Annotated in this window: 28 protein-coding genes; 2 read left to right on the top strand and 26 right to left on the bottom strand. The window is 69.1% G+C overall.

Features of this window, described 5'->3' with window-relative positions; translation table 11 throughout:
• Positions 1 to 99 precede the first annotated feature (99 nt).
• Genes tsaD through glmS form a run of 7 tightly spaced genes read right to left on the bottom strand, consistent with a single transcriptional unit; the run spans position 100 to position 6,370 of the window.
• Positions 100 to 1,203: a tRNA (adenosine(37)-N6)-threonylcarbamoyltransferase complex transferase subunit TsaD gene (tsaD, locus tag AC1C2S_RS13170; protein ID WP_495352969.1), complete on the bottom strand. Its 1,104-nt coding sequence runs from the start codon at positions 1,201 to 1,203 to the stop codon at positions 100 to 102.
• Positions 1,200 to 1,799, bottom strand: coding sequence for a GNAT family N-acetyltransferase (locus tag AC1C2S_RS13165; RefSeq protein WP_495352968.1), 600 nt, complete (start codon positions 1,797 to 1,799; stop codon positions 1,200 to 1,202). Before AC1C2S_RS13165 ends, tsaD begins: the two co-directional genes overlap by 4 nt.
• Entirely contained in the window at positions 1,796 to 2,431 is a 636-nt protein-coding gene (gene tsaB / locus AC1C2S_RS13160) for a tRNA (adenosine(37)-N6)-threonylcarbamoyltransferase complex dimerization subunit type 1 TsaB (protein ID WP_495352967.1), read from the bottom strand. Before tsaB ends, AC1C2S_RS13165 begins: the two co-directional genes overlap by 4 nt.
• A gap of 10 nt (positions 2,432 to 2,441) precedes the next feature.
• Positions 2,442 to 2,987: a tRNA (adenosine(37)-N6)-threonylcarbamoyltransferase complex ATPase subunit type 1 TsaE gene (gene tsaE / locus AC1C2S_RS13155; protein WP_495352966.1), complete on the bottom strand. Its 546-nt coding sequence runs from the start codon at positions 2,985 to 2,987 to the stop codon at positions 2,442 to 2,444.
• Positions 2,987 to 4,132, bottom strand: a complete 1,146-nt coding sequence (gene alr / locus AC1C2S_RS13150; protein ID WP_495352965.1) for an alanine racemase — start codon at positions 4,130 to 4,132, stop codon at positions 2,987 to 2,989. Before alr ends, tsaE begins: the two co-directional genes overlap by 1 nt.
• The gene (locus tag AC1C2S_RS13145; RefSeq protein ID WP_495352964.1) at positions 4,129 to 4,497 is read right to left on the bottom strand and encodes a holo-ACP synthase; all 369 of its coding nucleotides are present in this window, start codon (positions 4,495 to 4,497) and stop codon (positions 4,129 to 4,131) included. Before AC1C2S_RS13145 ends, alr begins: the two co-directional genes overlap by 4 nt.
• Positions 4,498 to 4,519: 22 nt before the next feature.
• Complete coding sequence (glmS, locus tag AC1C2S_RS13140) at positions 4,520 to 6,370, bottom strand: glutamine--fructose-6-phosphate transaminase (isomerizing) (RefSeq protein WP_495352963.1); 1,851 nt, start codon at positions 6,368 to 6,370, stop codon at positions 4,520 to 4,522.
• Between the two features lie 88 nt (positions 6,371 to 6,458).
• On the opposite strand from glmS, the gene coaA reads away from it, so the two are divergent.
• Entirely contained in the window at positions 6,459 to 7,415 is a 957-nt protein-coding gene (coaA, locus tag AC1C2S_RS13135; protein WP_495352962.1) for a type I pantothenate kinase, read from the top strand.
• Between the two features lie 19 nt (positions 7,416 to 7,434).
• Here coaA and glmM read toward each other — a convergent pair whose 3' ends face one another.
• The 18 genes from glmM to AC1C2S_RS13045 all read right to left on the bottom strand — a co-directional run bounded on the left by glmM (position 7,435) and on the right by AC1C2S_RS13045 (position 22,493).
• Complete coding sequence (gene glmM, locus AC1C2S_RS13130; protein ID WP_495352961.1) at positions 7,435 to 8,796, bottom strand: phosphoglucosamine mutase; 1,362 nt, start codon at positions 8,794 to 8,796, stop codon at positions 7,435 to 7,437.
• A gap of 23 nt (positions 8,797 to 8,819) precedes the next feature.
• Positions 8,820 to 9,305 carry a 30S ribosomal protein S9 gene (gene rpsI, locus AC1C2S_RS13125; RefSeq protein WP_495352960.1) on the bottom strand — a complete coding sequence of 162 codons (486 nt, stop codon included), beginning with the start codon at positions 9,303 to 9,305 and terminating at the stop codon, positions 8,820 to 8,822.
• A 43-nt stretch (positions 9,306 to 9,348) separates the two neighbouring features.
• Complete coding sequence (gene rplM / locus AC1C2S_RS13120) at positions 9,349 to 9,795, bottom strand: 50S ribosomal protein L13 (protein WP_495352959.1); 447 nt, start codon at positions 9,793 to 9,795, stop codon at positions 9,349 to 9,351.
• A 218-nt stretch (positions 9,796 to 10,013) separates the two neighbouring features.
• Positions 10,014 to 10,994: a tRNA pseudouridine(38-40) synthase TruA gene (gene truA, locus AC1C2S_RS13115; protein ID WP_495352958.1), complete on the bottom strand. Its 981-nt coding sequence runs from the start codon at positions 10,992 to 10,994 to the stop codon at positions 10,014 to 10,016.
• Entirely contained in the window at positions 10,991 to 12,334 is a 1,344-nt protein-coding gene (locus AC1C2S_RS13110; RefSeq protein WP_495352957.1) for an acyltransferase family protein, read from the bottom strand. Before AC1C2S_RS13110 ends, truA begins: the two co-directional genes overlap by 4 nt.
• Before the next feature lie 123 nt (positions 12,335 to 12,457).
• Entirely contained in the window at positions 12,458 to 13,495 is a 1,038-nt protein-coding gene (locus AC1C2S_RS13105; protein ID WP_495352956.1) for a GNAT family N-acetyltransferase, read from the bottom strand.
• Between the two features lie 86 nt (positions 13,496 to 13,581).
• Positions 13,582 to 14,118, bottom strand: coding sequence for a 50S ribosomal protein L17 (gene rplQ, locus AC1C2S_RS13100; protein WP_495352955.1), 537 nt, complete (start codon positions 14,116 to 14,118; stop codon positions 13,582 to 13,584).
• Positions 14,119 to 14,168: 50 nt separating this feature from the next.
• Entirely contained in the window at positions 14,169 to 15,158 is a 990-nt protein-coding gene (locus AC1C2S_RS13095; RefSeq protein WP_495352954.1) for a DNA-directed RNA polymerase subunit alpha, read from the bottom strand.
• A 164-nt stretch (positions 15,159 to 15,322) separates the two neighbouring features.
• Positions 15,323 to 15,721, bottom strand: coding sequence for a 30S ribosomal protein S11 (gene rpsK, locus AC1C2S_RS13090; RefSeq protein ID WP_170024924.1), 399 nt, complete (start codon positions 15,719 to 15,721; stop codon positions 15,323 to 15,325).
• A 45-nt stretch (positions 15,722 to 15,766) separates the two neighbouring features.
• Entirely contained in the window at positions 15,767 to 16,141 is a 375-nt protein-coding gene (gene rpsM, locus AC1C2S_RS13085; protein ID WP_495352953.1) for a 30S ribosomal protein S13, read from the bottom strand.
• A gap of 179 nt (positions 16,142 to 16,320) precedes the next feature.
• On the bottom strand, positions 16,321 to 16,437 hold the full coding sequence (gene rpmJ, locus AC1C2S_RS13080; protein WP_282836964.1) for a 50S ribosomal protein L36: 117 nt from the start codon (positions 16,435 to 16,437) through the stop codon (positions 16,321 to 16,323).
• A gap of 68 nt (positions 16,438 to 16,505) precedes the next feature.
• The gene (gene infA, locus AC1C2S_RS13075; RefSeq protein WP_495352952.1) at positions 16,506 to 16,727 is read right to left on the bottom strand and encodes a translation initiation factor IF-1; all 222 of its coding nucleotides are present in this window, start codon (positions 16,725 to 16,727) and stop codon (positions 16,506 to 16,508) included.
• Positions 16,728 to 16,927: 200 nt separating this feature from the next.
• Positions 16,928 to 18,079 carry a mannitol-1-phosphate 5-dehydrogenase gene (locus tag AC1C2S_RS13070; protein ID WP_495352951.1) on the bottom strand — a complete coding sequence of 384 codons (1,152 nt, stop codon included), beginning with the start codon at positions 18,077 to 18,079 and terminating at the stop codon, positions 16,928 to 16,930.
• Positions 18,076 to 18,516, bottom strand: a complete 441-nt coding sequence (locus tag AC1C2S_RS13065; RefSeq protein ID WP_495352950.1) for a PTS mannitol transporter subunit IIA — start codon at positions 18,514 to 18,516, stop codon at positions 18,076 to 18,078. The genes AC1C2S_RS13070 and AC1C2S_RS13065 overlap by 4 nt, the downstream gene beginning before the upstream one ends.
• 30 nt (positions 18,517 to 18,546) lie before the next feature.
• Positions 18,547 to 20,079 carry a PTS mannitol transporter subunit IIBC gene (locus AC1C2S_RS13060; RefSeq protein WP_495352949.1) on the bottom strand — a complete coding sequence of 511 codons (1,533 nt, stop codon included), beginning with the start codon at positions 20,077 to 20,079 and terminating at the stop codon, positions 18,547 to 18,549.
• A 19-nt stretch (positions 20,080 to 20,098) separates the two neighbouring features.
• A complete protein-coding gene (ptsP, locus tag AC1C2S_RS13055; protein WP_495352948.1) occupies positions 20,099 to 21,781 on the bottom strand; it encodes a phosphoenolpyruvate--protein phosphotransferase in 1,683 nt (560 codons plus the stop codon).
• Positions 21,782 to 21,826: 45 nt separating this feature from the next.
• On the bottom strand, positions 21,827 to 22,093 hold the full coding sequence (locus AC1C2S_RS13050; RefSeq protein WP_495352947.1) for an HPr family phosphocarrier protein: 267 nt from the start codon (positions 22,091 to 22,093) through the stop codon (positions 21,827 to 21,829).
• A gap of 88 nt (positions 22,094 to 22,181) precedes the next feature.
• On the bottom strand, positions 22,182 to 22,493 hold the full coding sequence (locus tag AC1C2S_RS13045; protein WP_495352946.1) for a PTS sugar transporter subunit IIB: 312 nt from the start codon (positions 22,491 to 22,493) through the stop codon (positions 22,182 to 22,184).
• A 224-nt stretch (positions 22,494 to 22,717) separates the two neighbouring features.
• Here AC1C2S_RS13045 and AC1C2S_RS13040 point away from each other — a divergent pair, with 224 nt between their 5' ends.
• A complete protein-coding gene (locus tag AC1C2S_RS13040) occupies positions 22,718 to 24,616 on the top strand; it encodes a BglG family transcription antiterminator (protein ID WP_495352945.1) in 1,899 nt (632 codons plus the stop codon).
• 45 nt (positions 24,617 to 24,661) lie between these two features.
• Here AC1C2S_RS13040 and map read toward each other — a convergent pair whose 3' ends face one another.
• Positions 24,662 to 25,489 carry a type I methionyl aminopeptidase gene (gene map / locus AC1C2S_RS13035; RefSeq protein WP_495352944.1) on the bottom strand — a complete coding sequence of 276 codons (828 nt, stop codon included), beginning with the start codon at positions 25,487 to 25,489 and terminating at the stop codon, positions 24,662 to 24,664.
• Position 25,490 lies beyond the last annotated feature (1 nt).

Raw genomic sequence — 25,490 nt, 5'->3', positions numbered from 1 at the left:
TTCTCCTCGATGCTGTGGAATACGACCCCGCCACGATGACAGGCGCTCCCGGGCGCTGTCAACGACAGCGGCATCCGGTCTCGTGATCACACTATCGCGCTACGTACGGGGCTGCACGGATTCCGACGCACGTGACGACGCGGACTCGGCCGCCATCTGGATCTCGGTCGCCGGCAGGGTCGAGTCTGCACCGAAGTCGAGCGTCGACGGCGGATGCCCCGCCATCACGAGTTGCGCGCCGAGTGCGGCGATCATCGCGCCGTTGTCGGTGCAGAGCGACAGCGGCGGAATGCGCAACGCGACGCCCGCGGCATCCGCTCGTTCGGCGGCCAACTCGCGCAGGCGGGCATTCGCCACGACGCCGCCGCCGAGCAGCAGGCGCGGCACACCGAGTCGGGTGCACGCCGCGACGGCCTTCGTCACGAGCACATCGCCGACCGCTTCGCGGAAGCTCGCAGCGACGTCGGCGACCGGCACGGGCTCGCCGGCTGCTTCGCGCTGCTCGACCCATCGAGCGACGGAGGTCTTCAGGCCCGAGAAGCTGAAGTCGTAGCGGTGCGCCGCGAGGTCTTTGGGCTGGGTGAGTCCGCGTGGGAACCGGATGGCTCGCGGGTCGCCGCCGATCGCGGCTCGATCGATCTCGGGCCCGCCGGGGTACGGCAACCCCAGGAGCCGCGCCACCTTGTCGAACGCCTCGCCCGCGGCGTCGTCGATGGTCTCGCCGAGGAGCTCGACGTCGGAGACGAGGTCGCGCACGAGCAGGAGCGAAGTGTGCCCGCCCGAGACGAGCAGCGCGACAGTGGGCGTTTCGAGCGGAGCCGCAGTGTCGAGCAGATCTGCGCCGACGTGCCCGACGAGATGGTTCACTGCGTAGATCGGCACGTCGAGCGAGATGGCCAGCGCCTTGGCGGCGCCGACGCCGACCATGAGCGCGCCCGCGAGGCCGGGGCCACTCGTCACCGCGATCGCGTCGAGATCGGCGAGGGTGACGGATGCCTCGGCGAGCGCCGCCCGGATCGTGGGCCCGAGCGCCTCGAGATGTGCACGCGCGGCGATCTCGGGCACGACGCCGCCGTATCGGGCGTGCTCCTCCATCGATGAGGCGATCGTGTTGGCGAGGAGCGTCGTGCCGCGCACGATGCCGACACCGGTCTCGTCGCACGAGGTCTCGATGCCGAGGATGAGCGGGGCGTCGCGGTTCATCGGGTCACCCCTGCGCCGCCAGCAGCGCGCTCGCCCGCGTCGTCGGCGGCGGGGCGGGTGACCGCCGGCGGCACCGTCAGCCGCATGCGCACCGCGTCGATGCCGCGCCGGTAGTAGCCACGGCGCACGCCGATCTCCTCGAAGCCGAGCGAGTCGTAGAGCGCACGGGCGATGGGGTTGTCGGCGCGCACCTCGAGGAAGAGCTCCGCCACGTGTCGGCGCCGAGCTTCGGTGATGAGTGCGTGCATGAGGCCGCGGCCGAGGCCGATGCCCCGGGTCGACGGCGCGACCGCGATCGTCTGGATGTCGCCCTGCCCGCCGCCGGCCGGGGCGAGCAGGCCGGCGTAGCCGAGCAGGCCGCCGGCGGGATCGCCATCGGCTTCCGGATCGGCGTCGGTGTCGGCGTCGGTGTCGGGATGAGCATCGCGCTGGGCTTCGATCCGGTCGTCGACGGCCACCAGGTAGTAGCCGTGCTCGCTCTCGATCTCACGGCGCATGGCGTCTTCGGGCCAGGCATCGGCCTCGAAGGTCGCGCGCTCGAGCACCATGATGCGCTCGAGATCGTCGCTCGTCGCACGTCGCATGAACACGCTCATCGCAGCACCTTCTTGCCGGCCGACGGGGTGACATCGGGTGCTCGCAGGTAGATCGGCTCGTCGGGCGTGAGCGGCAGGCGACCGGTGGCGAAAGCGAGTTCGGCGAGCATGCCGACCGCGCCCGCCGAGACGATCGCGGCATCGAAGCGGATGCCGCGTGGCGCGGGCATCTCGTCGCGTGGCGCGAGTTCGGGGCCGCTGACCCGCACCGGCAGTCCGTCACCGTCGAGTCCGTCGTACTCGGAGATCGCGAACTCGCGACGCCGGGCATCGGTGACCACTTGCAGCGGGCCGGCGTCGCCCGCGCGGTACCGGGCCAAGGCGATCGCGTCGTGGCTCACGACCGGAACGAACGGGCGGCCGATGCCGAGCGCGAAGGCGTGTGCTGCGGCGATGCCGACGCGCAGGCCGGTGAACGGCCCGGGTCCCATTCCCGCCGCGACACCCGACAGGTCTCGTGGTTCGACGCCGGCGCCGGCGAGCGCGTCACGGATGAATCCGCCGATCACCTCTGCGTGGCGCATCGTGTCGTCGGTACCCGTCTCGACGAGACAGCGCAGTTCACCGCTGACGCCATCTCGATCGACGACGGCGACACTCGTGCCCGTCGAGGTGTCGATCGCGAGGAGCATGGCGTCAAGCCTACGCGGGCGCGGCGTACGGAGTGGCGACCCAGCGGGGCCCGCGGCCGATCACCGTGACCGTTCGCGGCTCGTCGGCATCGAGTGCGGTGCGGTCGAGGCCGTCGGCCGTGGCATCCATGCCGCCCGCGCCGCCGACCGGCCCCGCGGCATCCGCGGTGCTCGCGCCAGTCGGCCGCTCGATCACGACCTCGAGCCATGAATCGGTGAGGTCCTCCACGAGCCCGCCGCCCCATTCGACGACGACGACGGAGCGATCGAAGTCGAGGTCGAGGTCGTCGAGCAGTGCAGCACTGCCGAGCCGATAGGCGTCGACGTGCACGAGCGGGGCGCCGCCGACGAGGCTCGGATGGGTGCGAGCGAGCACGAAGGTCGGGCTCTGCACGGGCCCGCGCACCCCGAGGCCCGCGCCGATACCGCGGGTGAGCGTGGTCTTGCCCGCGCCGAGCGGCCCCGTGAGCACGACGACGTCGCCCGCGCGCAGCACGGCCCCGAGCTCACGACCGAACGACTCCATCGCCGGGGTGTCGATCACCTCGAACCGCATCACGCCCCGCCCAGGTAGCGGCGCGGCACGCGCGGGCCGATCCGGGTCACAATCTCGTAGCCGATGGTGCCTGCGGCATCGCCCCAGTCGTCCGCCGACGGTGCGCCCGTCTCGGGGTCGCCGAAGAGCACGACCTCGTCACCCGCCTCGACCCGGTCGTCGCCGACGTCGACGACGAACTGGTCCATCGCGATGCGGCCGACGACGGGGCGGCGCGCGCCCGCGATCCAGACCTCTGCCCGATCGGAGGCCTGGCGGGGAACCCCGTCTGCATACCCGAGCGGCACGAGGGCGAGCGTCGTCGCACGCGCAGCGCGCCAGATGTGGCCGTACGACACACCGGTTCCGGGCTCGACGCGGCGCACAGCAGCGACGCGGCCGCGGAGCGTCATGGCGGGTCGCAGCCCCAGATCGGCCGCAGTCGTGCCGTCGCCGAACGGCGGGATGCCGTACGCGCCGATGCCGATGCGCACGAGATCGAAACGAGCGGCGGGCACGCGCAGCGCTCCCGCGGTCGAGGCGAGATGGCGCACCTCGGCGCGCAGTCCCGCCGCCGCTGCCTGCTCGAGGCCGCGCTCGAAGGCTGCCAGCTGGCGCGCATCCTCATCGGGGGAGGTGTTCGCGAGATGGCTGAACAGGCCGCGCACGCGGATGCGGCCTGCACCCTCGAGCCCCGCCGCGATCGCGACCGCCTCGGGCCAGTGCTCGGGGGCGACGCCGCTGCGACTGAGACCCGTGTCGAGTTTCAGGTGCACGGCCGCCACGCGGTCGACGGATGCCGCGGCATCCGCGATGGCGAGAAGCTGAGCGATCGACGAGACGCCGAGGTCGATGTCGCGCTCGATCGAGGGGCCGAACGTCGCACCCGGGTCGTGCAGCCACGCGAGGAGCGGCGCATCGATGCCCGCTTCGCGGAGCGCCCGTGCCTCGTCGATGTCGGCGACACCGAGCCAGTCGGCGCCGCCTGCGAGCGACGCCCGGGCCACCGGTACCGCGCCGTGCCCGTAGGCGTTCGCCTTCACGACGGCCATCGTCAGCGCCGGCGCCACGACCGCGGCGAGCCTGCGCACGTTCCCGCGCACGGCCTCGAGATCGATGACGGCTTCGCGGAACGGCCTCACCGGGGCATCCGTCGGCCCGTTCACGAGGCGCCTCCCGCCCCGTTCTCGAGCACGACGAACGCACTCGCGATGCCGGCGTCGTGACTCATGGTGACGTGGACCCGATCGATGCCGAGGTCACGGGTGAGTTGCGCGATCGCGCCTGATAGCTCGAAATCGGGGTTGCCGTGCTCGTCTTGCACAACCCTCATGTCGTGCCACCGGATGACCGGGTTACCGCCGAGCGCCTTGATGAGCGCCTCTTTCGCGGCGAATCTCGCGGCGAGCGATCGCGCAGGGCGGTCGCGTTCGCTCTCGGCGAACAGCCGGTCGCGAAGCGCGGGAGTGCGCGCCAGCGAACGCTCGAACCGGGCGATGTCGACGACATCGATGCCGATCCCCGCGATCACCGCGCCACCTCCCGCAGCCGGCTCACTCGACCGTGACCGACTTCGCGAGGTTCCGCGGCTGGTCGACATCGAGCCCCTTCGCCTGCGAGAGCTCCATCGCGAAGATCTGCAACGGCACGACGGCGAGCAACGGCTCGAAGAGCGGCGCCGCGAGCGGGATGCGCAGCACCTCGTCGGCGAACGGCAGCACTGCGGCGTCACCGGCCTCGGCGATCGCGATCACGCGAGCGCCGCGGGCGCGGATCTCCTGGATGTTCGAGACGACCTTCGGGTGCAGGGCCGCGGAGCCGCGCGGGCTCGGCACGACCACGAACACGGGCTGGCCCGGTTCGATGAGTGCGATCGGGCCGTGCTTGAGCTCACCGGCGGCGAAGCCCTCGGCATGGATGTACGCGAGCTCCTTGAGCTTCAGCGCACCCTCGAGCGCGATCGGGTAGCCGACGTGACGGCCGAGGAAGAGCACCGAACGCGTGTCGGCCATCCAGTGCGCGAGCTGCGCGACCTTCTCGGACTCGGCGAGCACGACCTCGAGCTTCTCGGGCACCGCCGCCAGCTCTTCCAACTGCATCGCGAGCGCATCGGCGGAGAGCGTGCCGCGCACCCGTGCGAGATGCAGGCCGAAGAGGTAGAGCGCCGCGATCTGCGCGACGAACGCCTTCGTGGAGGCCACTGCGACCTCGGGCCCGGCGTGAGTGTAGACGACCGCGTCGGACTCGCGGGGAATCGTCGCCCCCTGCGTATTGCAGATCGAAATCGTTCGCGCTCCGTGCTCACGCGCGTACTTCACGGCCATGAGCGTGTCCATGGTCTCGCCCGACTGGCTGATCGAGACGACGAGCGTGTCCGCATCGAGCACCGGTTCGCGGTAGCGGAACTCGTGGCTGAGTTCGACCTCGACCGGCACCCGTGCCCACTGCTCGATCGCGTACTTCGCGACCATTCCCGCGTAGGCGGCGGTGCCGCACGCGATGACGGTGATGCGACGGATGCCGCGCAGCTCGTCATCGCCGAACGACTCGAGTTCGGGAATCACGACCTGGCCGTCGACGACGCGGCCGAGCAGCGTGTTCCGCACAGCCTCGGGCTGCTCCGAGACCTCCTTGCGCATGAACGAGGACCAGCCGCCCTTCTCGGAGGCGGACGCGTCCCACGCGACGTCGAACGGCTCGACCTCGACCGGCTGCCCGTCGAAGTCGGTGACCACGACATCGCCGGCGGTGATCGTCACGATCTGGTCCTGGCCGATCGCCACAGCGCGCTTCGTGTACTCGACGAAGGCCGCGACATCCGAACCCAGGAAGTTCTCGCCCTCGCCGAGTCCGATCACGAGCGGGGAGTTGCGGCGGGCGCCGACGACGACGCCCGGCTCGTCACGGTGCACGGCCAGCAGAGTGAATGCGCCATCGAGTCGGGACACGATCCTGCGGAACGCCTCGCGCAGGTCGCCGGTCGCCCGGTACTCCCTGCCGAGGAGGACGGCGGCGACCTCGGTGTCGGTCTCGCTCTCGAAGGTGAAGCCCTCGCTCTCGAGCTCGGCCTTCAGCTCGGAGAAGTTCTCGATGATGCCGTTGTGGATGAGGGCGAGCCGGCCCTCATCGCCGAGATGCGGGTGCGCATTGCGATCGGTGGGTCCGCCGTGCGTCGCCCATCGCGTGTGGCCGATGCCGGTACCGCCGCGGTGCAGCGGGTTCGCGGTGAGTTCGTCGGCGAGCACCTGGAGCTTGCCGGCCCGCTTCGCGGTCTCGATGGCACCGTCGTCGTCGACGACCGCCACTCCCGCTGAGTCGTAGCCACGGTATTCGAGGCGACGAAGGCCTCCCATAAGGACGTCGAGGCTGTTGCGCTCTCCGACGTATCCGACGATTCCACACATGGGAGCGATTGTACTGGCGCTGCGCTGTGCACTCCCCCGCCGTCGCCGCCCGGGCACCGTCGCCCGAGCGCCTGACTACACTGGCACGGTGCCTGATCCGCAGAGCCAGTCGTCGCCCGCGGCGCAGATCTCCCCGTTCATCGAACTCGATCGGGCCGACTGGGCCGCGCTCGCACCGTCGATGCCCTCTCCATTGCGCGAGACCGAGATCGTGCAACTGCGCGGTCTCGGCGAACCGCTCGACCCCCGAGAGGTCGCGGAGGTCTACCTGCCGCTCAGCCGGTTGCTGAACCTCTACGTCGGCGGTACGAAATCGCTGCACAAGGTCACGAGCGAGTTCCTGCGCGAGCGCTTCGAGTCGACACCGTTCGTCATCGGCGTCGCCGGCTCGGTCGCCGTCGGCAAGTCGACGATCGCCCGATTGCTGCGCGAACTCCTCGCTCGCTGGGAGCACACGCCGCGCGTCGAGCTCATCACGACCGACGGGTTCCTGTTCCCGAACGCCGAGCTCGAACGGCGCGGCCTCATGGCTCGCAAGGGTTTCCCCGAGTCGTACGACCGCCGTGCGCTGCTCCGCTTCGTGAGTGAGGTGAAAGCCGGTGCGGCCGAAGTGCGCGCGCCGTTCTACTCGCACCTCGCCTACGACATCGTGAACGACGCGCAGGTCACCGTGCGTCGACCCGACGTGCTCATCGTCGAGGGCCTGAACGTGCTGCAGCCGCCCGGACCCGGTCATCGTCTCGCCGTGAGCGACCTCTTCGACTTCACGATCTACGTCGATGCGCGCACGAGCGACATCGCGCGCTGGTACGAAGAACGCTTCCTGAAGCTCCAGCGCGGAGCCTTCGCGAACCCGCGCTCGTACTTCCATCGCTACGCGAGCCTCACCGAAGCCGAGGCGCGTGCGCGGGCACGCGAGATCTGGCACACCATCAACGAGCCGAACCTGCTGCAGAACATCCGCCCGACGCGGTCGCGCGCGTCCCTCGTGCTTCGTAAGGGCTCTGATCACACGGTCTCGAGCGTGCTGCTGCGCAAGCTCTGAGCGCCCGAACGGATGAACGTCAGAGGGACAGTCGTTGCCTGACGACGGCCGCAAGCGTCTCAGCGTGTCGCTCGGCGGCCTCTTGGTCGGCGGCTTCGACCATGACGCGTACCATCGGCTCGGTACCGGAGGGGCGCAGGAGGACCCGCCCGGAGTCGCCGAGCTCGGCCTCGACCGCGGCGACCGCGGCAGCGATCGCCGCATCGTCGCCGAGCGCGTGGTGGTCGACGCCGCGCACGTTCACGAGCACCTGCGGGTAGACCGTCATGACCGAGGCGAGCTCGGCGATCGTCTTGCCGGTGCGCGCCATCTCGGCCGCGAGGTGCAGGCCGGTCAGTACGCCGTCGCCGGTCGTGGCGAACTCGCTCATGATCACGTGGCCCGATTGCTCGCCGCCGAGCGCGAGACCCTCGGCCGCGAGCGCTTCGAGCACGTAGCGATCGCCGACCTTGGTCTCGACGACGCGGATGCCTCGTTCAGCCATCGCGCGACGCAGGCCGAGGTTCGACATGACCGTCACGACGAGCGTGTCGTCGGTCAGTGTGCCGCGTTCTTTCATCGACACCGCGAGGATCGCCATGATCTGGTCGCCATCGATGACCTTGCCGTCGGCGTCGACAGCGAGGCAGCGGTCGGCGTCGCCGTCATGGGCGATGCCGAGATCGGCCCCGTGCTCGACCACGGCCGCCTGGAGTTGCTCGAGGTGGGTCGACCCCACGCCGTCGTTGATGTTCATGCCGTCGGGGTCGGCGCCGATGACGATGACGTCGGCTCCGGCGTCGGTGAACGTCTCGGGCGAGACGCCAGCGGCAGCGCCGTGCGCGCAGTCGAGCACGACCTTCAGTCCGTTGAGCCGGTGGGGCAGCGTGCCGAGCAGATGCACGACGTAGCGGTCTTCGGCATCGGCGAAGCGGCGGATGCGCCCGACGCCGTCGCCGACCGGAGCGAGCTTCGGCCGGCCGAGGAAGGACTCGATGCGGTCTTCGACCTCGTCGGGGAGCTTCGTACCGCCGAACGAGAAGAACTTGATGCCGTTGTCGGGCGCGGGATTGTGCGATGCCGAGATCATCACGCCGAAATCGGCGCGGATCGAGTCGATCAGGAACGCGGTAGCCGGCGTCGGGATGACACCGGCATCGAGCACGTCGACCCCCGAGGCGGCGAGGCCGGCCGAGACGGCAGCGGTGAGGAACTCACCTGAGACGCGCGGGTCGCGCGCCACGACCGCGACGGGCCGCCGGCCGGCGGCTCGACGCTCTTCTGCGTGCCGCCCCTGAGTGAGGACGGCAGCAGCAGCCTGAGCGAGGCCCAGGGCGAGGTCAGCCGTGAGTTCACGGTTGGCCAGGCCCCGGACCCCGTCGGTTCCGAAAAGCCGAGGCATCTACGGAGATCCGGGCGCTGAGATCAGCGCTTCGAGAACTGCGGCGCCTTGCGGGCCTTCTTGAGACCGGCCTTCTTGCGCTCGATGACGCGAGCGTCACGCGTGAGGAAGCCCGACTTCTTGAGCGTCGCACGGTTGTTCTCGCGGTCGATCTCGTTGAGCGCACGAGCGATGGCGAGGCGCAGCGCGCCGGCCTGACCCGAGGGACCGCCACCCGTGATCTTCGCGACCACGTCGTAGGAGCCGGTGAGCTCGAGCACCGTGAAGGGATCGGTGATGAGCTGCTGGTGCAGCTTGTTCGGGAAGTAGGCCGCGAGCTCGCGACCGTTGACGGTGATGCTCCCGGCGCCGGGAACGAGGCGCGCACGGGCGATCGCCTGCTTGCGGCGACCGACGGCGGCACCGGGCACGGTGAGCACGGGGCGGGGGGTGCTGGGAGCGGCCTCAGCGGCGCTCTCGGTGGTGTAGCTCTCGGGAGCCGCTTCGATCTGGTCTGCGATCTTCGCCATGGTGGTGTGAATCCTTATTTCGAGAACGTCGAGGGTGCCGGAATTACTGGGCGACCTGGGTGAGGGTGTACGGCTTCGGCTGCTGAGCCGAGTGCGGGTGCTCCGGCCCGGTGTAAACCTTCAGCTTCTTGAGCTGGGCCCGACCGAGCGAGTTCTTCGGGAGCATGCCGCGGATCGCCTTCTCGACGGCGCGGACGGGGTTCTTCTCGAGGAGCTCGGCGTAGCTGACGGCCTTGAGGCCGCCCGGGTACCCCGAGTGGCGGTAGGCCTTCTTCTGCTCGAGCTTCTGGCCGGTGAGGGCCACCTTGTCGGCGTTGACGATGATGACGAAGTCACCGGTGTCGACGTGGTTCGCGAAGATCGCCTTGTGCTTGCCGCGCAGCAGGGCTGCGGTGTGGCTCGCGAGGCGACCGAGCACGATGTCGGTTGCGTCGATGACGACCCAGTCATGCTGGATGTCGGACGGCTTGGGAGTGAAAGTGCGCGTCACGGAAGTGCTGCTTTCTGATCGAGTGAGGGGTTCGTGAATCCCACTCCGGTGGGTGTTCGCCCGCGATGCGTTCGAACGCCCTGGTGGAGGGCTCAACTTCGCATGTCGCCGCAGAGGACGACACCAAAGGGAAAGCTTAGCGGGTCGAGGCGCGGGCGTCCAATCCCGCGGGTGAGCCGCCCTCTGCGTCAGCACAGCTCTGCGTCACCACAGCTGCGTTAGCGCAGCTCTGCGTCGATCGGATGCGCCCGGAGCGCGCGCCGCGCACGGGTCTGCGCCGCCCGCGCCTCGAGCTCGTGGTCATCGGGGTATCCGACCTCGGTCAGCACCAGACCCTTCGCAGGCATGACCTTGAAGGCGCTCGTCCGCTGCCCCGCACGAAGCAGTTCTAGGGGTGATTCCACGCCAAGACGCCCCTCGCCCACTGCAACCACCGCGCCGATCAACGCGCGCACCATCGAGCGGCAGAAGGCGTCGGCCTGCAACGACGCCACGAGCACCCCGTCGGCGTCTCGGCGCCACCGATAGGACTGCAGCGTTCGGATCGTCGTCGCCTCGGCGCGCGGCTTGCAGAACGCCGCGAAGTCGTGCAGGCCGACGAGCGACTCGGCCGCCGCCGACATCGCCCGGTCGTCGAGGGCGCGCGGGATGGCGACGGTGCGACGCCGCTCGAGCGGGTCGCGTCGAGCGGATGCATCGGCGACGCGGTACTCGTACCGGCGCCACATCGCCGAGAACCGGGCGTCGAACCCGTGAGGCGCACGATCGATGCCGTTGACGACGACATCGGCGCCCGCCCCGAGGATGCCGGTGAGTCGTCGTGCGAGCACACCCGCCTCGCTCGCAACCTCGGCCGGGTGGCCTCGTCGCGGCCGCGTCACTGCACGCAACGCATCCACTGGAACATCGAGGTGCGCAACCTGCCCGATCGCATGCACGCCGGCATCGGTGCGCCCGGCGACCGTGAGCGTTGGAGCCACACCCGTGCGCCTGAACAGGGTCGCGAGCGCGTCTTCGAGCACCCCCTGCACGGTGCGCTGCATCGGCTGGCGGCTCCACCCGTTGAAGTCGGTACCGTCGTAGGCGATGCCGAGTCGAAGGCGCACCACGGATGACTCGACGTCGCCGTTGCCCGCCGCGTCCGACTCACTCACCTCGTCGAGGTGCAGCCCGCCCGCGGCATCCGCTCGTTCGATCACCGCACCAGCCTAGGGTCGGAATCATCGTCTCGCGCACAGCCCTTGACCCCTGGCGCCGCCGTCTCGGCGGGTGCCCGCCGGGATGGCGGTGCGACGGCGACCCGCGCACCCGGACCTCCGATGGTGAGCATCACGACCGCACCGGTCACGAGCGCCCAACCCGTGAGTCCGACCTGCCATGGCAGGTACCCCTGCGTGAGGATGACGCCCACACCGACGATCGCGATCACGGTCCATACGATGACCGCGGCGAGCGGCGTGCTGCGCTCGCCGGGGGCAGGCCAACGCGCCTCGAACCTGGGAACCACGAGGCAGCACAACGCCACCACGAGCGCGATCGCCGCGATCCAGATCGGGCGCGTCGCCCACCATGCCGGCGAGAGCACCGGCGGGAATCCGAAGCCCAGGAGGCTTTGACCGCCGACGACGACGGCCATGGCGAATGTGTGCCAGAGGTAGATGACCATGCCGTACACACCGAAGACGTAGACGCCGCCGAGCACCGCCCTGCGCTGCATCGCACGGCGGATCGCCGGCTGCGCCAGTGCGAACAGCGAAACCTGCCCGACTGCCAATGCCAGGATGCACAGGGTGGGCGGGTTCAGGTTGTCGAGCATGTCGTGCGAATACCCGAACACCGTGACGAGCACCGCGATCACGCCGTAACTCGCGGCCGCCATGGTCCAGAGCACGATACGGGAGCGTCGGGCGAACCAGCCGTCGCGCAGCCCGAAACCGAGCTGCTGCGCGAAGAGCCACACGAACAGCCAGTTGAGCGGCCCAACAGGAAGGCCGGCAGCACGTGTCGCCACATCGACCGCGACGACCCCGCCCGCGAGCCCGAGATATGCCACCCACGGCACGTGCCGATGCAACGTCGACATGACGGGCACGAGAGCCGTGCATGCGATGTACACGGGGATGAACCACAACGGCTCGGCGAGCCGCATGGCGAAGGTGCGCACGAACTCGAAGTCGGCACCGCCGACGAGCATCGCCGCGAGCACGACGCCCACGGCTGCGACCACCGAGACCACGGGACGTGCGAGCCGGATCGCGCGCAGCCGCACGTAGTGCGCGACCGTCTCGCCGTGGCCGCGAAGCCGCCGCCATTGGGTGATCGAGGCGAACCCGCCGCAGATGAAGAAGACCGGCATGATCATGAGCGGCCAGGTCGCCCAGGCGAGCGGCTCGAAGCCGTCGAGCGCGTTGAACGCCCGCAACGGCGAGCCGCCGATGCCCATCTGCAAGGCGTGCAGCAGCACCACGACGGGAAGGCAGAGCGCTCGGGCGAAGTCGATCGACAGATCGCGGTCGACCGGAACCCGAAGCGTGGACATGCGACTCCCTCTCACCCACCGGATGGCGGGCGTCGAGCACCGATTCTGGCAGAAACGCGATCGAGCCCCATGCCGCTGTGGACAACGGAACCGTGCGAACGGATGCCGCGAGCAGCCGGAGCGCTACACCACGATCGTGTAGCTGGTTTCGCTGGTCGCCGCCCTGAACCCCATGCGCTCGTACAGGGCGAATGCACCGGTGGGGCTCGCGGCGTCGACCTCGAGCGTGGAGTACTCGAGCCCGGCGGCACCGGCGGCCGCGAGGTGGGTCGCCAGCAGCGCCTTCGCGATGCCGCGCCCGCGTTGGCCGCGCACCACGCCGACCAACGGGATGTGCGCACTCGAGAAGCCCTGCCCGGCCCAGTCGTCTTCCTTCACTTCGGCGAGGACGAACCCCACGACACGGTCGCTCGCCTCTTCGACGGCCACGACCGAGAGATCGGGGCGGAACACCGCGCTCGAGGCGAAGGCCCGCCATTGCTCTTCGGATGTCGGCTGGCTGCCCCAGTGATCGCGGAACGCGTCGTTGCGAGCCTCTCGCACCTCGTCGACCCGCGATGACGTCAGCATCTCGATGCGAACACCGTCGCCGGGGCGAGCATCGTCGATCGGCTCCCCGAGGTCACGGCGCAAGCCCGCGAAGTACCGCGCAACGCTGAACCCCGACGACTCGAACAACGGACCGGCTCCGTGCGCGCGGTCGTCGGTGAAGGCCATGACCCAGCCGGGTAGCCGCAGGTCGGATGCCGCGAGCTGCTGCTCTCCCCGAGCGCGCTGCCATTCGAGGAGGACCCGGCCGATGCCGCGACGACGCAGCTCAGGATGCACGCCGCCCGCGAGAATCGTGCGCACGAGCGTGTCGTGCACCGGCGGGTGGTACGCAATGCCCCACGCCACCGCCCGACCGTCGGCATCGAGCCCGACGACCGTATCGAGCTCGCGGTCGACGAACGACATCCCGAGGTCGTCGGCGAGCTCCTCGCGCGGCACCGCGTACTCGGGATGGTCGACTGCCGCCATGGCCGCCTCGAGTGCGACGAGCAGGTCGAGGTCGTCGTCGCCGACCGGGCGCCATGCTTCGACGTCGGGATGCGAAAGGGGCGGGAGCGTCTCGGGAGCCGCGATGCGCTCGAAGAGCGGCGGCAAGTCGTGCTCGGTCACTCTTTCAGCCTAGACGGCGACACGTGCGCGGCGCGCAGAAGGCCCCGGCGTAATCGCACCGGGGCCTTCGTGAACGAGTGTCGAGACTACTTGGCCTCGGCGGCCTCGGTCTCGGCGGGCGTCTCGTCGGCGACAGCCTCGGCCGTCTCATCGGCGGCAGCCTCGGTCTCGACGACCTCGGTCTCCTCGACGACCTCGGCCGGAGCCTCTTCGGCGACGGGCGCCTCGGCGGCGGCCGGCTTGGCTGCGCGCTTCTTCGGGGTCACGGGCTCGAGTACGAGCTCGATGACCGCCATGGGCGCATTGTCGCCCTTGCGGTTGCCGATCTTCGTGATGCGGGTGTAGCCGCCTTCACGGTCGGCGACCTGCGGTGCGATGACCGTGAACAGCTCGTGCACGACGGTCTTGTCGCCGATGACACCGAGCACACGACGACGCGCGTGCAGGTCACCGCGTTTGCCGAACGTCACCAGACGCTCGGCGAGCGGACGCAGGCGCTTGGCCTTCGTCTCGGTCGTGGTGATGCGCTTGTGCGTGAACAGCGCAGCAGCGAGGTTCGCGAGCATCAACCGCTCGTGGGCGGGGCCGCCTCCGAGGCGGGGGCCCTTCGTGGGCTTCGGCATGGTTCGTTCTCTCCAGTAGGTGGGGGTGGGCGGGCGGGCGCAGTGCCTGCCTAGTTGTTCTCGTCGTCGAAGCCCGTGTAGAAGTGGGCGCCATCGAACCCGGGGACCGAGTCCTTGAGCGACAGACCCATTTCGGTGAGCTTGTCCTTGACCTCATCCACCGACTTCTGACCGAAGTTGCGGATGTTCATGAGCTGCGACTCCGACAGGGCGACGAGCTCGGACACCGTGTTGATGCCCTCGCGCTTCAGGCAGTTGTAGCTGCGCACCGACAGGTCGAGGTCTTCGATCGGAATCGAGAGCTCGCTGGAGAGCACGGCATCGACCGGCGCGGGGCCGATCTCGATGCCCTCGGCGGCGGTGTTCAGCTCGCGGGCGAGGCCGAACAGCTCGGTGAGCGTGCGGCCCGCCGAGGCGATCGCGTCGCGCGGCGTGATGGCCGCCTTCGACTCGACGTCGACCACGAGGCGGTCGAAGTCGGTGCGCTCGCCGGCACGGGTGGCCTCGACGCGGTAGGTGACCTTGAGCACCGGCGAGTAGATCGAGTCGACCGGGATCTGGCCGGCCTCTGAGTACTCGTTGCGGTTCTGGCTGGCCGAGACGTAGCCGCGGCCGCGCTCGATCGTGAGCTCGAGCTCGAACTTCGCCGAGTCGTTGAGCGTCGCGATGACGAGCTCGGGGTTGTGCACCTCGACGCCGGCCGGAGCCGAGATGTCGGCGGCGGTGACCTCACCCGAACCCTGCTTGCGCAGGTAGGCGGTGATCGGCTCGTCGTGCTCGCTGGAGACGACCAGGTTCTTGATGTTGAGGATGATCTCGGTGACATCCTCCTTCACGCCCGGAACGGTCGAGAACTCGTGGAGCACGCCGTCGATGCGGATGCTCGTCACGGCTGCGCCGGGGATCGAGGAGAGGAGGGTGCGACGGAGCGAGTTGCCCAGGGTGTAACCGAAGCCCGGCTCGAGGGGCTCGATCACGAAACGCGAACGGAACTCCGAGATGTTCTCTTCGGTGAGCGTCGGGCGCTGTGCGATCAGCACTGTTGATTCCTTTCGGCAGGGTGTCCGCTATATGACACCTGCGAGTACGAGGATCTTGAGTTGAGTGAGAGAACGGATCGCTGGTCGAGTAGGCCCCTCAGGGCCGTATCGAGACCGCGGGGTCTCGATACGGGCGCGAGCGCCCTACTCGACCAACGTGAGAATCAGACGCGACGGCGCTTGGGCGGGCGGCATCCGTTGTGCGCCTGGGGCGTCACGTCGTTGATGCTGCCGACCTCGAGCCCTGCGGCCTGAAGGGAACGGATCGCGGTCTCGCGGCCCGAGCCGGGGCCCTTGACGAAGACGTCCACCTTCTTCATGCCGTGCTCCTGCGCCTGGCGGGCGGCCGACTCTGCGGCCAGCTGCGCGGCGAACGGGGTCGACTTGCGCGAGCCCTTGAAGCCGACGCCGCCGGAGGAAGCCCAGCTGATCACGGCACCGTTGGTGTCGGTGATCGAGACGATCGTGTTGTTGAACGTCGACTTGATGTGGGCCTGGCCCACTGCGATGTTCTTCTTTTCCTTCTTGCGCGGCTTGCGAGCTGCCGTCTTGGGTGCTGCCATGATTTCTCCTGAATCCTAGAGGCGCTGGATCGCTTAGGCCTCGGCCTAGCGAGCCTTCTTCTTGCCGGCCACGGTGCGCTTCGGTCCCTTGCGGGTGCGAGCGTTGGTCTTGGTGCGCTGGCCTCGGACCGGGAGACCGCGACGGTGGCGGATGCCCTCGTAGGAGCCGATCTCGACCTTGCGGCGGATGTCGGCTGCCACCTCACGGCGCAGGTCACCCTCAACCTTGAAGTTGACCTCGATGTAGTCGCGGAGGGCGATGAGCTGCTCGTCGCTGAGGTCCTTCACGCGAATGTTTCCGTCGATGCCGGTCTCGGCGAGCGTGGTGAGCGCTCGCGTGCGGCCGACGCCGTAGATGTAAGTCAGTGCGATCTCCACGCGCTTTTCGCGCGGGATGTCGACTCCTGCCAGACGTGCCATGTGTGGCTTCTCCTGTTTCGAAGTGGAGGTGTGGAACAACGCCGGTGCCCGGGCCTCCGACCCGAGGTGTCCGTATCGCTGATCGAGTAGCCGCGAAGCGGCGTATCGAGATCGATACTTCTGGCGCTGCCGATATGTTCAGTTGTGGGGAGCGGGGCGCGTGCGCCCCTTGTCTGCGACTAGCCCTGACGCTGCTTGTGGCGCGGGTTGGCCTTGCAGATGACCATGACGCGGCCGTGGCGGCGAATCACCTTGCAGTGGTCGCAGATGGGCTTGACGCTGGGGTTGACCTTCACGATTGTTCCTTGATTTCGCTGTCCTCGTACCCGCGGGACGCCGCGAGCCGTTACTTTCCGAACAGCCCTTACTTGTAGCGGTAGACGATGCGGCCGCGCGTCAGGTCGTATGGGCTCAGCTCCACGATCACGCGGTCTCCGGGGAGGATGCGGATGTAGTGCTGGCGCATCTTCCCTGAAATGTGCGCGAGGACCTTGTGCCCGTTCGAGAGTTCCACCCGGAACATCGCGTTCGGAAGGGCCTCGGTGACCGAGCCTTCAATCTCGATGACGCCGTCTTTCTTGGCCATAGCCTCACTATCGCTTGGAGTTTGGGATGCTGGTCGTGCGATGGTTCTGCGCAGAACGCAGCCCCGTCAGGACGCAGAAGATCTGTGGGAACACAGACCGTCAGGCATGCCGAAGCAGGCGTGCAGAACACCAAGGGTCAACTATAGGCGATTCGTGCCCGCTTCGCCAGTTGAGCCACGGATGCCGCGCCGACGGCGCTTCACGCGGTCGACTGCGCGTCCGTGAACACGGCGATGAGCGCGGCCTCGAGCGGATGCCCCGCCTCGATGCCCGTCACCTCGTGCACGAGCTCCGTGGCGTCGCGCGCCGGCAGCAGTGCCTGCAGCTCGACGCTCTCGGGGTCGGTCGGCACATCGAAGCGCAGGGCGGCGCCGACCGCGGCGAGGAGGCCGTCGACCGAGCCGCCGCGCTCGGCGAGTTCGGCCGCCGGACCGATGAACCGCTCGTGCCTCCCGAGCTTGCGCAGCGGCTGGCGCCCCACACGCTCGACGGTGTCGGGCAGCTCGGGGTTGCGGAAGCGCTCGAGGATGGCCGCCCGGTATTCGGCCTGCTGCGCCTCACTGAACTCGTGCTTGTCGACGATGAGCGCGGAGGTCTCGATGAGCACGCGCTCGACGGCACTGGCCACGGCCGGATCGGCGAGCGCCTCGGCGATGCGCTCGTGCCCCGCGAGGAACCCGAAGTAGGCCGTCGCCGCGTGCCCGGTGTTCACCGTGAAGAGTTTGCGCTCGATGTACGGTGCGAGGTCGGCGACGAAGTGCGCGCCGGGGATCGCGGGCGCCACCGCACCGAACGGCTGGCGTTCGATCGCCCATTCGAAGAAGGTCTCGACGGTGACGTCGAGCCCCGCGCCGGGCGCCTGCGCCGGCACGATCCGGTCGACCGCGGTGTTCGCGAACACCGCGCGTGCGGCGAGCGCCGGCCACTCCGATTCGGTGACGAGCGCGGCCATCTCGTCTCGCAGCACGTCGGTGGCGTTGATCGCGTTCTCGCAGGCCATGATCGCCAGCGGCGGGGCCTCGGCGGCCCGCGCACGCAGCGCGGTCACAAGGTGCGGGGCGATGAAGCGCAGGATGGTCGGCCCGACCGCGGTGGTCGCGAGGTCGGCGGTCTCGAGCTCGGCGGCGAGCTCCGCGGCATCCGTCGCACTGTTGACGGCGCGATAGTCGTCGACGACTCGGTCGCGGTCGCCGGCGCCGACCTCGTGCACCGTGTAGTGGTCGGATGCCGCGAGCGCATCGATCAGCTCGGCGTTCACGTCGGCGAACACGACCTCGTAGCCCGCCTCGTGCAGCAGGAGACCGACGAAGCCGCGCCCGATGTTGCCGGCGCCGAAGTGCACGGCTTTCACGAGTCGTTGACCTCCGAGAGGAGTGCGAAGATCTCCTCCGCCGACCCGGCGTCGACGAGCGCCTGCACCGAGTCGTCGTCGGAGAAGATGATCGCGATCTTGGAGAGGATCTCGAGGTGCTCGTTCTCGAGCCCGGCGATGCCGACGACGAAGCGCACGGGTTCGCCGCCCCAGTCGAGAGGCTCGTCGTACCGCACGAACGAGAGCGCGGAGCGCACGATCGCGTCCTTGCCCTCGTTCGTGCCGTGCGGGATGGCCAGAAGGTTGCCCATGTAGGTCGAGACGGATCCCTCCCGCTCGAGCATCGAGTCGAGGTAGTCCGGGCGCACCGCGCCGGCATCGACGAGGATGCCGCCGGCGTCGCGGATCGCCTGGTCTCGGTCGGCCGCACGAGGTACGAGCCGCACGTTCTCGGGAGAGAGGATCTGTTCGGTCATGGGCCGTTCCTTTCTATCGGCGCTGGCCTTTCAGCGCACGCCTTCGGATTCCAGCAAGTGCACGATCTCGTCGTACTTCGGCGAGTTCATGAAGTTGTCGACCGAGATGTGCAGGGCGTTCGGCGACTGCAGTCGTGCCCGGTCGGTGAGGTCCTGGTGGGTGACCACGAGGTCGACGTCGTCGGTGAGGCTGGCGATCGACTTGTTCGTGACGTCGACACTGTCGATGCCTGCCTTCTTGATCTTGTTGCGCAGCACTGTCGCGCCCATGGCGCTCGAGCCCATGCCGGCGTCGCAGGCGAAGATGATCTTGTGAATCGGCTTCCGCTCGAACGCCGCAGCCTCGCCCTCGCCCAGCAGGGCACCGCCGGCGGCCGCACCGTCGGCTTGGAGGTCTGCCAAGACGCTGCTCGACTTGCCCTTGTTCGCCTGTGTTTTCGCGATGGCCGCCGAGAGATCGCCGGCGTCTTCCTTCGCGAGGTCGCGCTTGCGGCTCGCCCTGAGGATCACCGCGGAGACGAGGAACGAGACGGTCGCGGCGAAGACCACCGAGAGGATGACTCCGAGGTAGCTGTCGTTCGCGGTCTGGAGCAGCACCGCGATGATCGACCCCGGTGCGGCGGGAGCACGCAGCCCCGACTGGAAGAGCACGTTCGTCGCGACACCCGTCATACCGCCGGCGATCGCAGCGAGGATCAGCATCGGCTTCATCAGCACGTACGGGAAGTAGATCTCGTGGATGCCGCCGAAGAACTGGATGATGATCGCACCGGGCGCACTCGCCCTGGCCATGCCGACACCGAAGATCGCGAACGCGAGCAGGATGCCGAGGCCGGGGCCGGGGTTCGCCTCGATGAGGAACAGGATCGACTTGCCGGTCTCCTCCGACTGCTGGATGCCGAGCGGCGTGAACACGCCGTGGTTGATCGCGTTGTTCAGGAAGAGGACCTTGCCGGGCTCGACGAGGATCGACACGAGCGGCAGCAGTCCCGCGACCACGAGCCAGTTCACCGCGGCCTCGAGGCCGTTGCTGACGAACTCGACGGCCGGCGCGAACGCGAAGAAGCCGGCGAGCGCGAGCAACAGTCCGAGGATGCCGGCCGAGAAGTTGTTCACCAGCATCTCGAAGCCGGCCTTGATCTTGCCCTCCCACAGCTTGTCGAGCTGCTTCATGATCCACGCGGCGAGAGGGCCCATGATCATGGCGCCGATGAACATCGGGATGCCCGCGCCGACGATCACACCCATGGTCGCGATGGTGCCGACGACACCGCCTCGGGTGTCGTAGACCATGCGCCCGCCCGTGTTGGCGATGAGCAGCGGCAGGAGGTAGGTGATCATCGGGCCGACGAGGCCGACGTACTCATTGCCGTCGGCGTCGGGGAAGCCGCCGAGTGCCGGAACCGGGAACGGTCCGGCTTCGATGAACAGTGCGGTGATGAACCCCCACGCGATGAATGCCGCGATGTTCGGCATGATCATGCCGCTGAGGAAGGTGCCGAACTTCTGGACGGCTACCCGGCCTCCCCCTGGCCGCTTCGTGTCCGATGACGTCGTCGTCATTTTGATGCCTCTCTAATGGTCACGACGCGGATTCCCGGGTCGTGGTGATGTCGGTGGCGGCTGCGTCAGCCGCCGCTCGGGCTTCGGCCGCTCCCTCAGCGGCCAGGGCTGCCTGCGCGAGCGCTTTCGCCTCGCTCAGGCTGTACCGCGCGAGGGATGCGCGGACATCTGCGAGTGCCGATGATGACATCGACAGGCTCGTGGCACCGAGTCCCACGAGCACGACGGCGAGCAGCGGGTCGGCGGCGGCCTCGCCGCAGATCCCGACGGGCTTGCCGAGTTCGGCGCCTGCATCGCCCACGTCGGCGATCAGCCGCAACACGGCCGGATGCCACGGGCTCTGCAGGTTCGCGACGGTACCGAGCAGTCGGTCGGCCGCCATCGTGTACTGGGTGAGGTCGTTCGTACCGATCGAGGCGAAGTCGCACGCGGCGAGCACGTGGCGCGCGATGAGTGCCGCCGACGGGGTCTCCACCATGACACCGGCGACCCTGATGCCGAGCTCTTTGGCGAGCGCCGTGAAGTACCGCGTCTCTTCCACCGTCGCGATCATCGGCGCCATCACCCAGAGCTCGGCGTCGGTCGCCGAGTCGGCCGCGGCGAGCGCGGTCAACTGCTCCCGGAGGATGACCTCGGAGTGCCGAAGCGATCGGATGCCCCGGAGCCCGAGTGCCGGGTTCTCCTCGGGCGCGTCGTTGAGGAAGGCGAGCGGCTTGTCGGCGCCGGCGTCGAGCACGCGCACGACGACCTTCTTGCCCGCGAACGCCGTGAGCAGCCTCGTGTAGTGCTCTTGCTGCTCTCGGACGCTCGGCGCGCTGTCGGCGTCGAGGAAGAGGAACTCGGTGCGGAAGAGCCCGACGCCCTCGGCGCCGAGCTTGAGCGCCTCCGCGGCCCCGTCGGCCGAACCGAGGTTCGCGAGGAGCGGCACCGGAGTGCCGTCGGCGAGTGCGCCCGGAGTCACCGGCGCCGCCTCGAGCGCCGCGCGCTCCGCGATGCGGGCCTTCGCGTCGGCGAGCTGCTCGGGCGTGGGCGAGGCGATCACGACATCGCCCGCGGCGTCGACCACGACCGTATCGCCGTCGGCGAGGCTCGCGGCATCCGCTGCCCCGACGACCGCGACGATGGACTTCTCGCGGGCGAGGATCGCGGTGTGCGAGGTCGGGCCGCCGTCGACGGTCACGAGTCCGAGCACCTGGCCGAGGTCGAGCGTCGCGGTGTCGGCGGGCGCGAGGTCACGGGCGACGAGCACGAACGGATACCCCGGATTCGGCACACCGGGGGCCGGAAGCTTCAGCAGATGCGCGATGACGCGCTGGGAGATGTCGTCGAGATCGGCTGCGCGCTCGCCCATGTACCCGCCCATGCCGGCGAGCAGGTTGCGGTAGGCGGCGAACGCCTCGTAGACGGCGCGCTCGGCGGTCTTGCCCGTCTCGAGCAGCTTCGTCACCTCGTCGATGAGGCTCGGGTCCTCGGCCATCATCGCCTGGGCCTCGAGCACGTCCTTCGCGGCTCCCCCAGCTTTGGCCCCGCGGCTGGCGAGCTCCGCCCCGACGACCGAGAGCGAGGCTCTCGCCCGCTCCCCTTCGCGTTCGGGGTCGAGATGGCTCGGTCGGTCGACCGGCTCGGGCAGGCGCTCGGCCATCCGCACCACCGGCCCGACGGCCACCCCCTGGCCGATGCCGGTGCCCGTGATCTCCATCATTCGCCCTCTCGAGTCGTCGGATCGAAGGAAGACGGATGCCCCGCCCTACTCGTCGTGGTCGGTGCCGAGCAGTTCGATGAGCTCGTCGAGCACCGTCTGTTCGTCGCCGCCCTCGACGACGAGCGTGACTTCGTCGCCGTGATCGATGCCCTGCGAGATGACCCCGAGGATGCTCGCCGCGTTGACCGGCTTGCCGCCGGCCTTGCTGAGCGTGACCGTGGCGCCCGAGGCTGCGACGGCTTGGGTGAAGAGCTTGGCAGGCCGTGCGTGCAAGCCATGCGTCGATCCGATTCGAACTGTTCGTTCCGCCATGATTCCGGTCTCCGTCGCGAGTGTCCGTTCCCTCGTTCACCATAGCCCTCCGCCGCGAGTGAGGGAGCGGTGAGCACCGCGCGGCGGATCATGATCGTGTCCTGGTCGCGGCGAGCGCGAGATCGAGCAGCGCCTCGCCGTCGGCGGCGGTGGCCGCATCGTCGGGCAGGAGCGCGACATCGACGGATGCCGCGGCCGCGCGTTCGCTGAGCGAGTCGAGCTGATCGCCGAGGTGCGCACCGATGAGGAGCAGATCGGCTCCGGGCAGCACGGCATCGAGCCCGGACAGACTCGTCGCCTTCGCTTCCAGCGGCAGGCCGCGGGCTTCGGCGGCCCGCCGGAGACGCACGGTGACGAAGGTGCTCGAAGCGCCGGCGCCGCAGACCACGATGATGCGCATCCGATGCCTCCTCGCCCCGCCGCTCGCGGTCTCCGTCGATCGTCTCGCACACGGCCCGAGCCGCGATCACCTCGATTCTCCGCCCCCGTCGCGGCTTCGCTCCAGCACATTCACTTCCGCTCCCCCGGAAACTCCTCTCGTGTGGGCGGGCATCCTGTCGTGCCGATGGTTGACTGTGTGCACTGCCCGGGCCGAGAGGTTCGGGCAAAACCCGGGAGATGTGCGTGGCCGAGAACTGGAAGCGACTCGTCGAGATGCTCGTCGAGCGCACCGACTGGACGACCGGCGCCGAACTCGCGACCCGGATCGGTGTGACCCCGCGCACCATCCGCAGCTATGTCGCGAGTGCGAACACCGACGCCATCGTGGTCGTGTCAGGGCCGTTCGGGTACCGCCTCGATCGCACAGCATGGGCCACGGCGCAGGCGGGCCCGCCGGCGCGAACCTCTCCCGCAGCACGTGCCTCACGCATCATCCGTGCCCTCGCCGATGCCGATGCCGGTCTCGACGTGTACGAGACGGCGTCGTCGCTGCATGTCAGCGAGTCGACGATCGAGGCCGATCTCGGCCGCATCCGGGCGCGACTGGCCGGCACGGGTCTCGCCCTCGTGCGTCGCGGCCCACGCGTGAGCCTGAGCGGTCCCGAGTCCGCGATGCGGCGCCTGCTCGGCGCCTTGTTCCGCGAGGAGGCGACGCGCGGCATGCAGGGCACCGTCGCACTGCGCGCCGCCTATCCTGAGCTGCCCGCGTTCAGGGAGTCGCTCGTCGCGCAGCTCGCTGAAGCCGGCTATGCGCCCAACGAGTACGCGTTGGACGACGTGCTCCTCCATATCGCCATCGCCGTCGATCGGGTCGGCCACGACCATCGGCTCGACGCCGACGAGCTGCCGGCACCGGCTGACCGCGCAGACCGCGAACGCACCGCACTCGGGGAGTTGCTCGACGGGGTCATCCGCACGCGGTTCGGCACCGCGGTCGGCGACGCCGAACTCACGCACCTCTCGCGCCTGCTGGGCACCCGCGCGGCGACGCGAACCCTGCCGGCGACGGATGCCCCGGGGCCGCCCCTCTCCTCCAGGTCCGCGCTGGTGCGCGCGGTGGTGGGGAAAGCGGCCGACACGTACCTCGTGGAGCTCGACGATGACGAGTTCATCGAACGCCTCGCCCTGCACGTCGACAATCTCGTCGCGCGCTCGGCCGAGCACCGGCCGTCGCGCAATCCCCTGACCGCGACGATCAAGTCGGCGTATCCGCTCATCTACGACCTTTCGGTCTACATCGCCCACGAACTCGCGATGGCCGAGGGAATCGTCTTCGATGACGACGAGATCGCCTACATCGCGATGCACGTCGGGGCGTATCTGGACCGTCGCCGGGCGAGCGCCGAGCGGGTGCGCGTCATCATCGTCGCGCCGGCCTACCACGACGTGCACCTGGCGCTCGCCGAGCGAATCACGAAGGCCTTCCCCGATGACATCGACTTCGTCGGCCTCGTCGATCACGCCGGAGTCGAATGGTCGAGCCTGCCGGCCGAACTCGTCGTCTCGGTGCTCGCCCCACCGGTTCCGACCCCGAATTTCGTACGGATCTCGCCGTTTCCCACGGAGGCCGACCTCGAACGCATCCGATCCGAGCTCGGTCGCATCCGGCGGGTTCGGCGACGCGCGCGCCTCGCCGTCTCGCTCTCGCAGTACATCGCGCCCGAGCTCTTCGTCCGCGGCCTGCACGGGCAGGATCCCGAACGCGTCATCCGCCTCCTCGGCGACCGCATGATCGCCGCGGGCGTCATCGACCACTCGTACGTCGACGGCACGCTGGAGCGGGAGCGCCTCTCATCGACCGCGTTCACCGAGTACCTCGCGGTGCCGCACGCGATGACGATGTCAGCCGATCGCACCGCAATCGCGATCGCGATCGACGAGACACCCATCGACTGGTCGGGCGCCCGCGTCAACGTGGTCGCCCTCATCGCATTCGCCGAAGACGGACGAGCCGAGTTCCAAGATGTCTTCGACCAGTTCGTGGAGACGTTCTCGGAGCGCTCGAACGTCGAGCGTCTCGTTCGCGGTGCCACCGACTACCCGGGCCTGCTGGCGGAACTCGCGCGGCTCATGGAGCCGTAGTCGGCGCCGTCCGCTCCCGGCACCGGTTCGCCGGCACGATCTCAGTCAGGCGATCGGTGCCGGCCTGATGCCGAACGGGGCAAGCCCCGCAGCGCCGCCGTCGGATGCCGTGAGCACCCAGATGCCATCGGCATGCACCGCGACGGAGTGCTCCCAGTGCGCGGCGTCCGATCCGTCGGAGGTGGTCACCGTCCAGTCGTCGTCGCGGGTGAACGTGTCGATCGCACCCCCGACGATCATCGGCTCGATCGCCACGACGAGTCCGGGCTTGACCGCCGGCCCGCGGCGATCGACGCGGTAGTTGAACACCGGTGGCTCCTCGTGCATGGAGCGTCCGATGCCGTGGCCGACATAGTCGGTGAGGATGCCGTAGTCGCCCTCGCCGCGCACGAAGTCCTCCATCGCCGCTCCCACCTCATTGAGGTGAGACGCTCTGGCGAGCGTGGCGATGCCGAGCCACAGGGATTGCTTCGTGACCCGGCTCAGCTGCTCGCGGGAGGCGACGACATCCGGGCGCGCCGGGTCGGGCAGCACGAGGGTGAACGCCGAGTCGCCGTTCCAGCCGTCGACCTCGGCCCCGCCGTCGACCGAGACGATGTCGCCCGGGCGGAACGGACGGTCACCGGGGATGCCGTGCACCACGTCGTCGTCGACCGAGACGCACAGCGTGTGCCGGTACCCGGGCTCGAGCTGGAAGTTCGGTCGCCCGCCCGCTTCGCGGATCACCCGTTCGGCGGCCGCGTCGAGCTCGATCGGCGTCGCACCCGGAACCAGGAGGCGCCGAGCTTCTGCGAGGGCCGCCGCGGTCGCCGCACCCGCCGCCAGCATCGAGCGGAGCTCGGGCGGAGACTTGTAGATCGAACGTCGGAACACT

The sequence above is a fragment of the Agromyces sp. Y782 genome (assembly GCF_059445405.1).
This window is presented reverse-complemented; position numbering and strand designations above follow the sequence as displayed.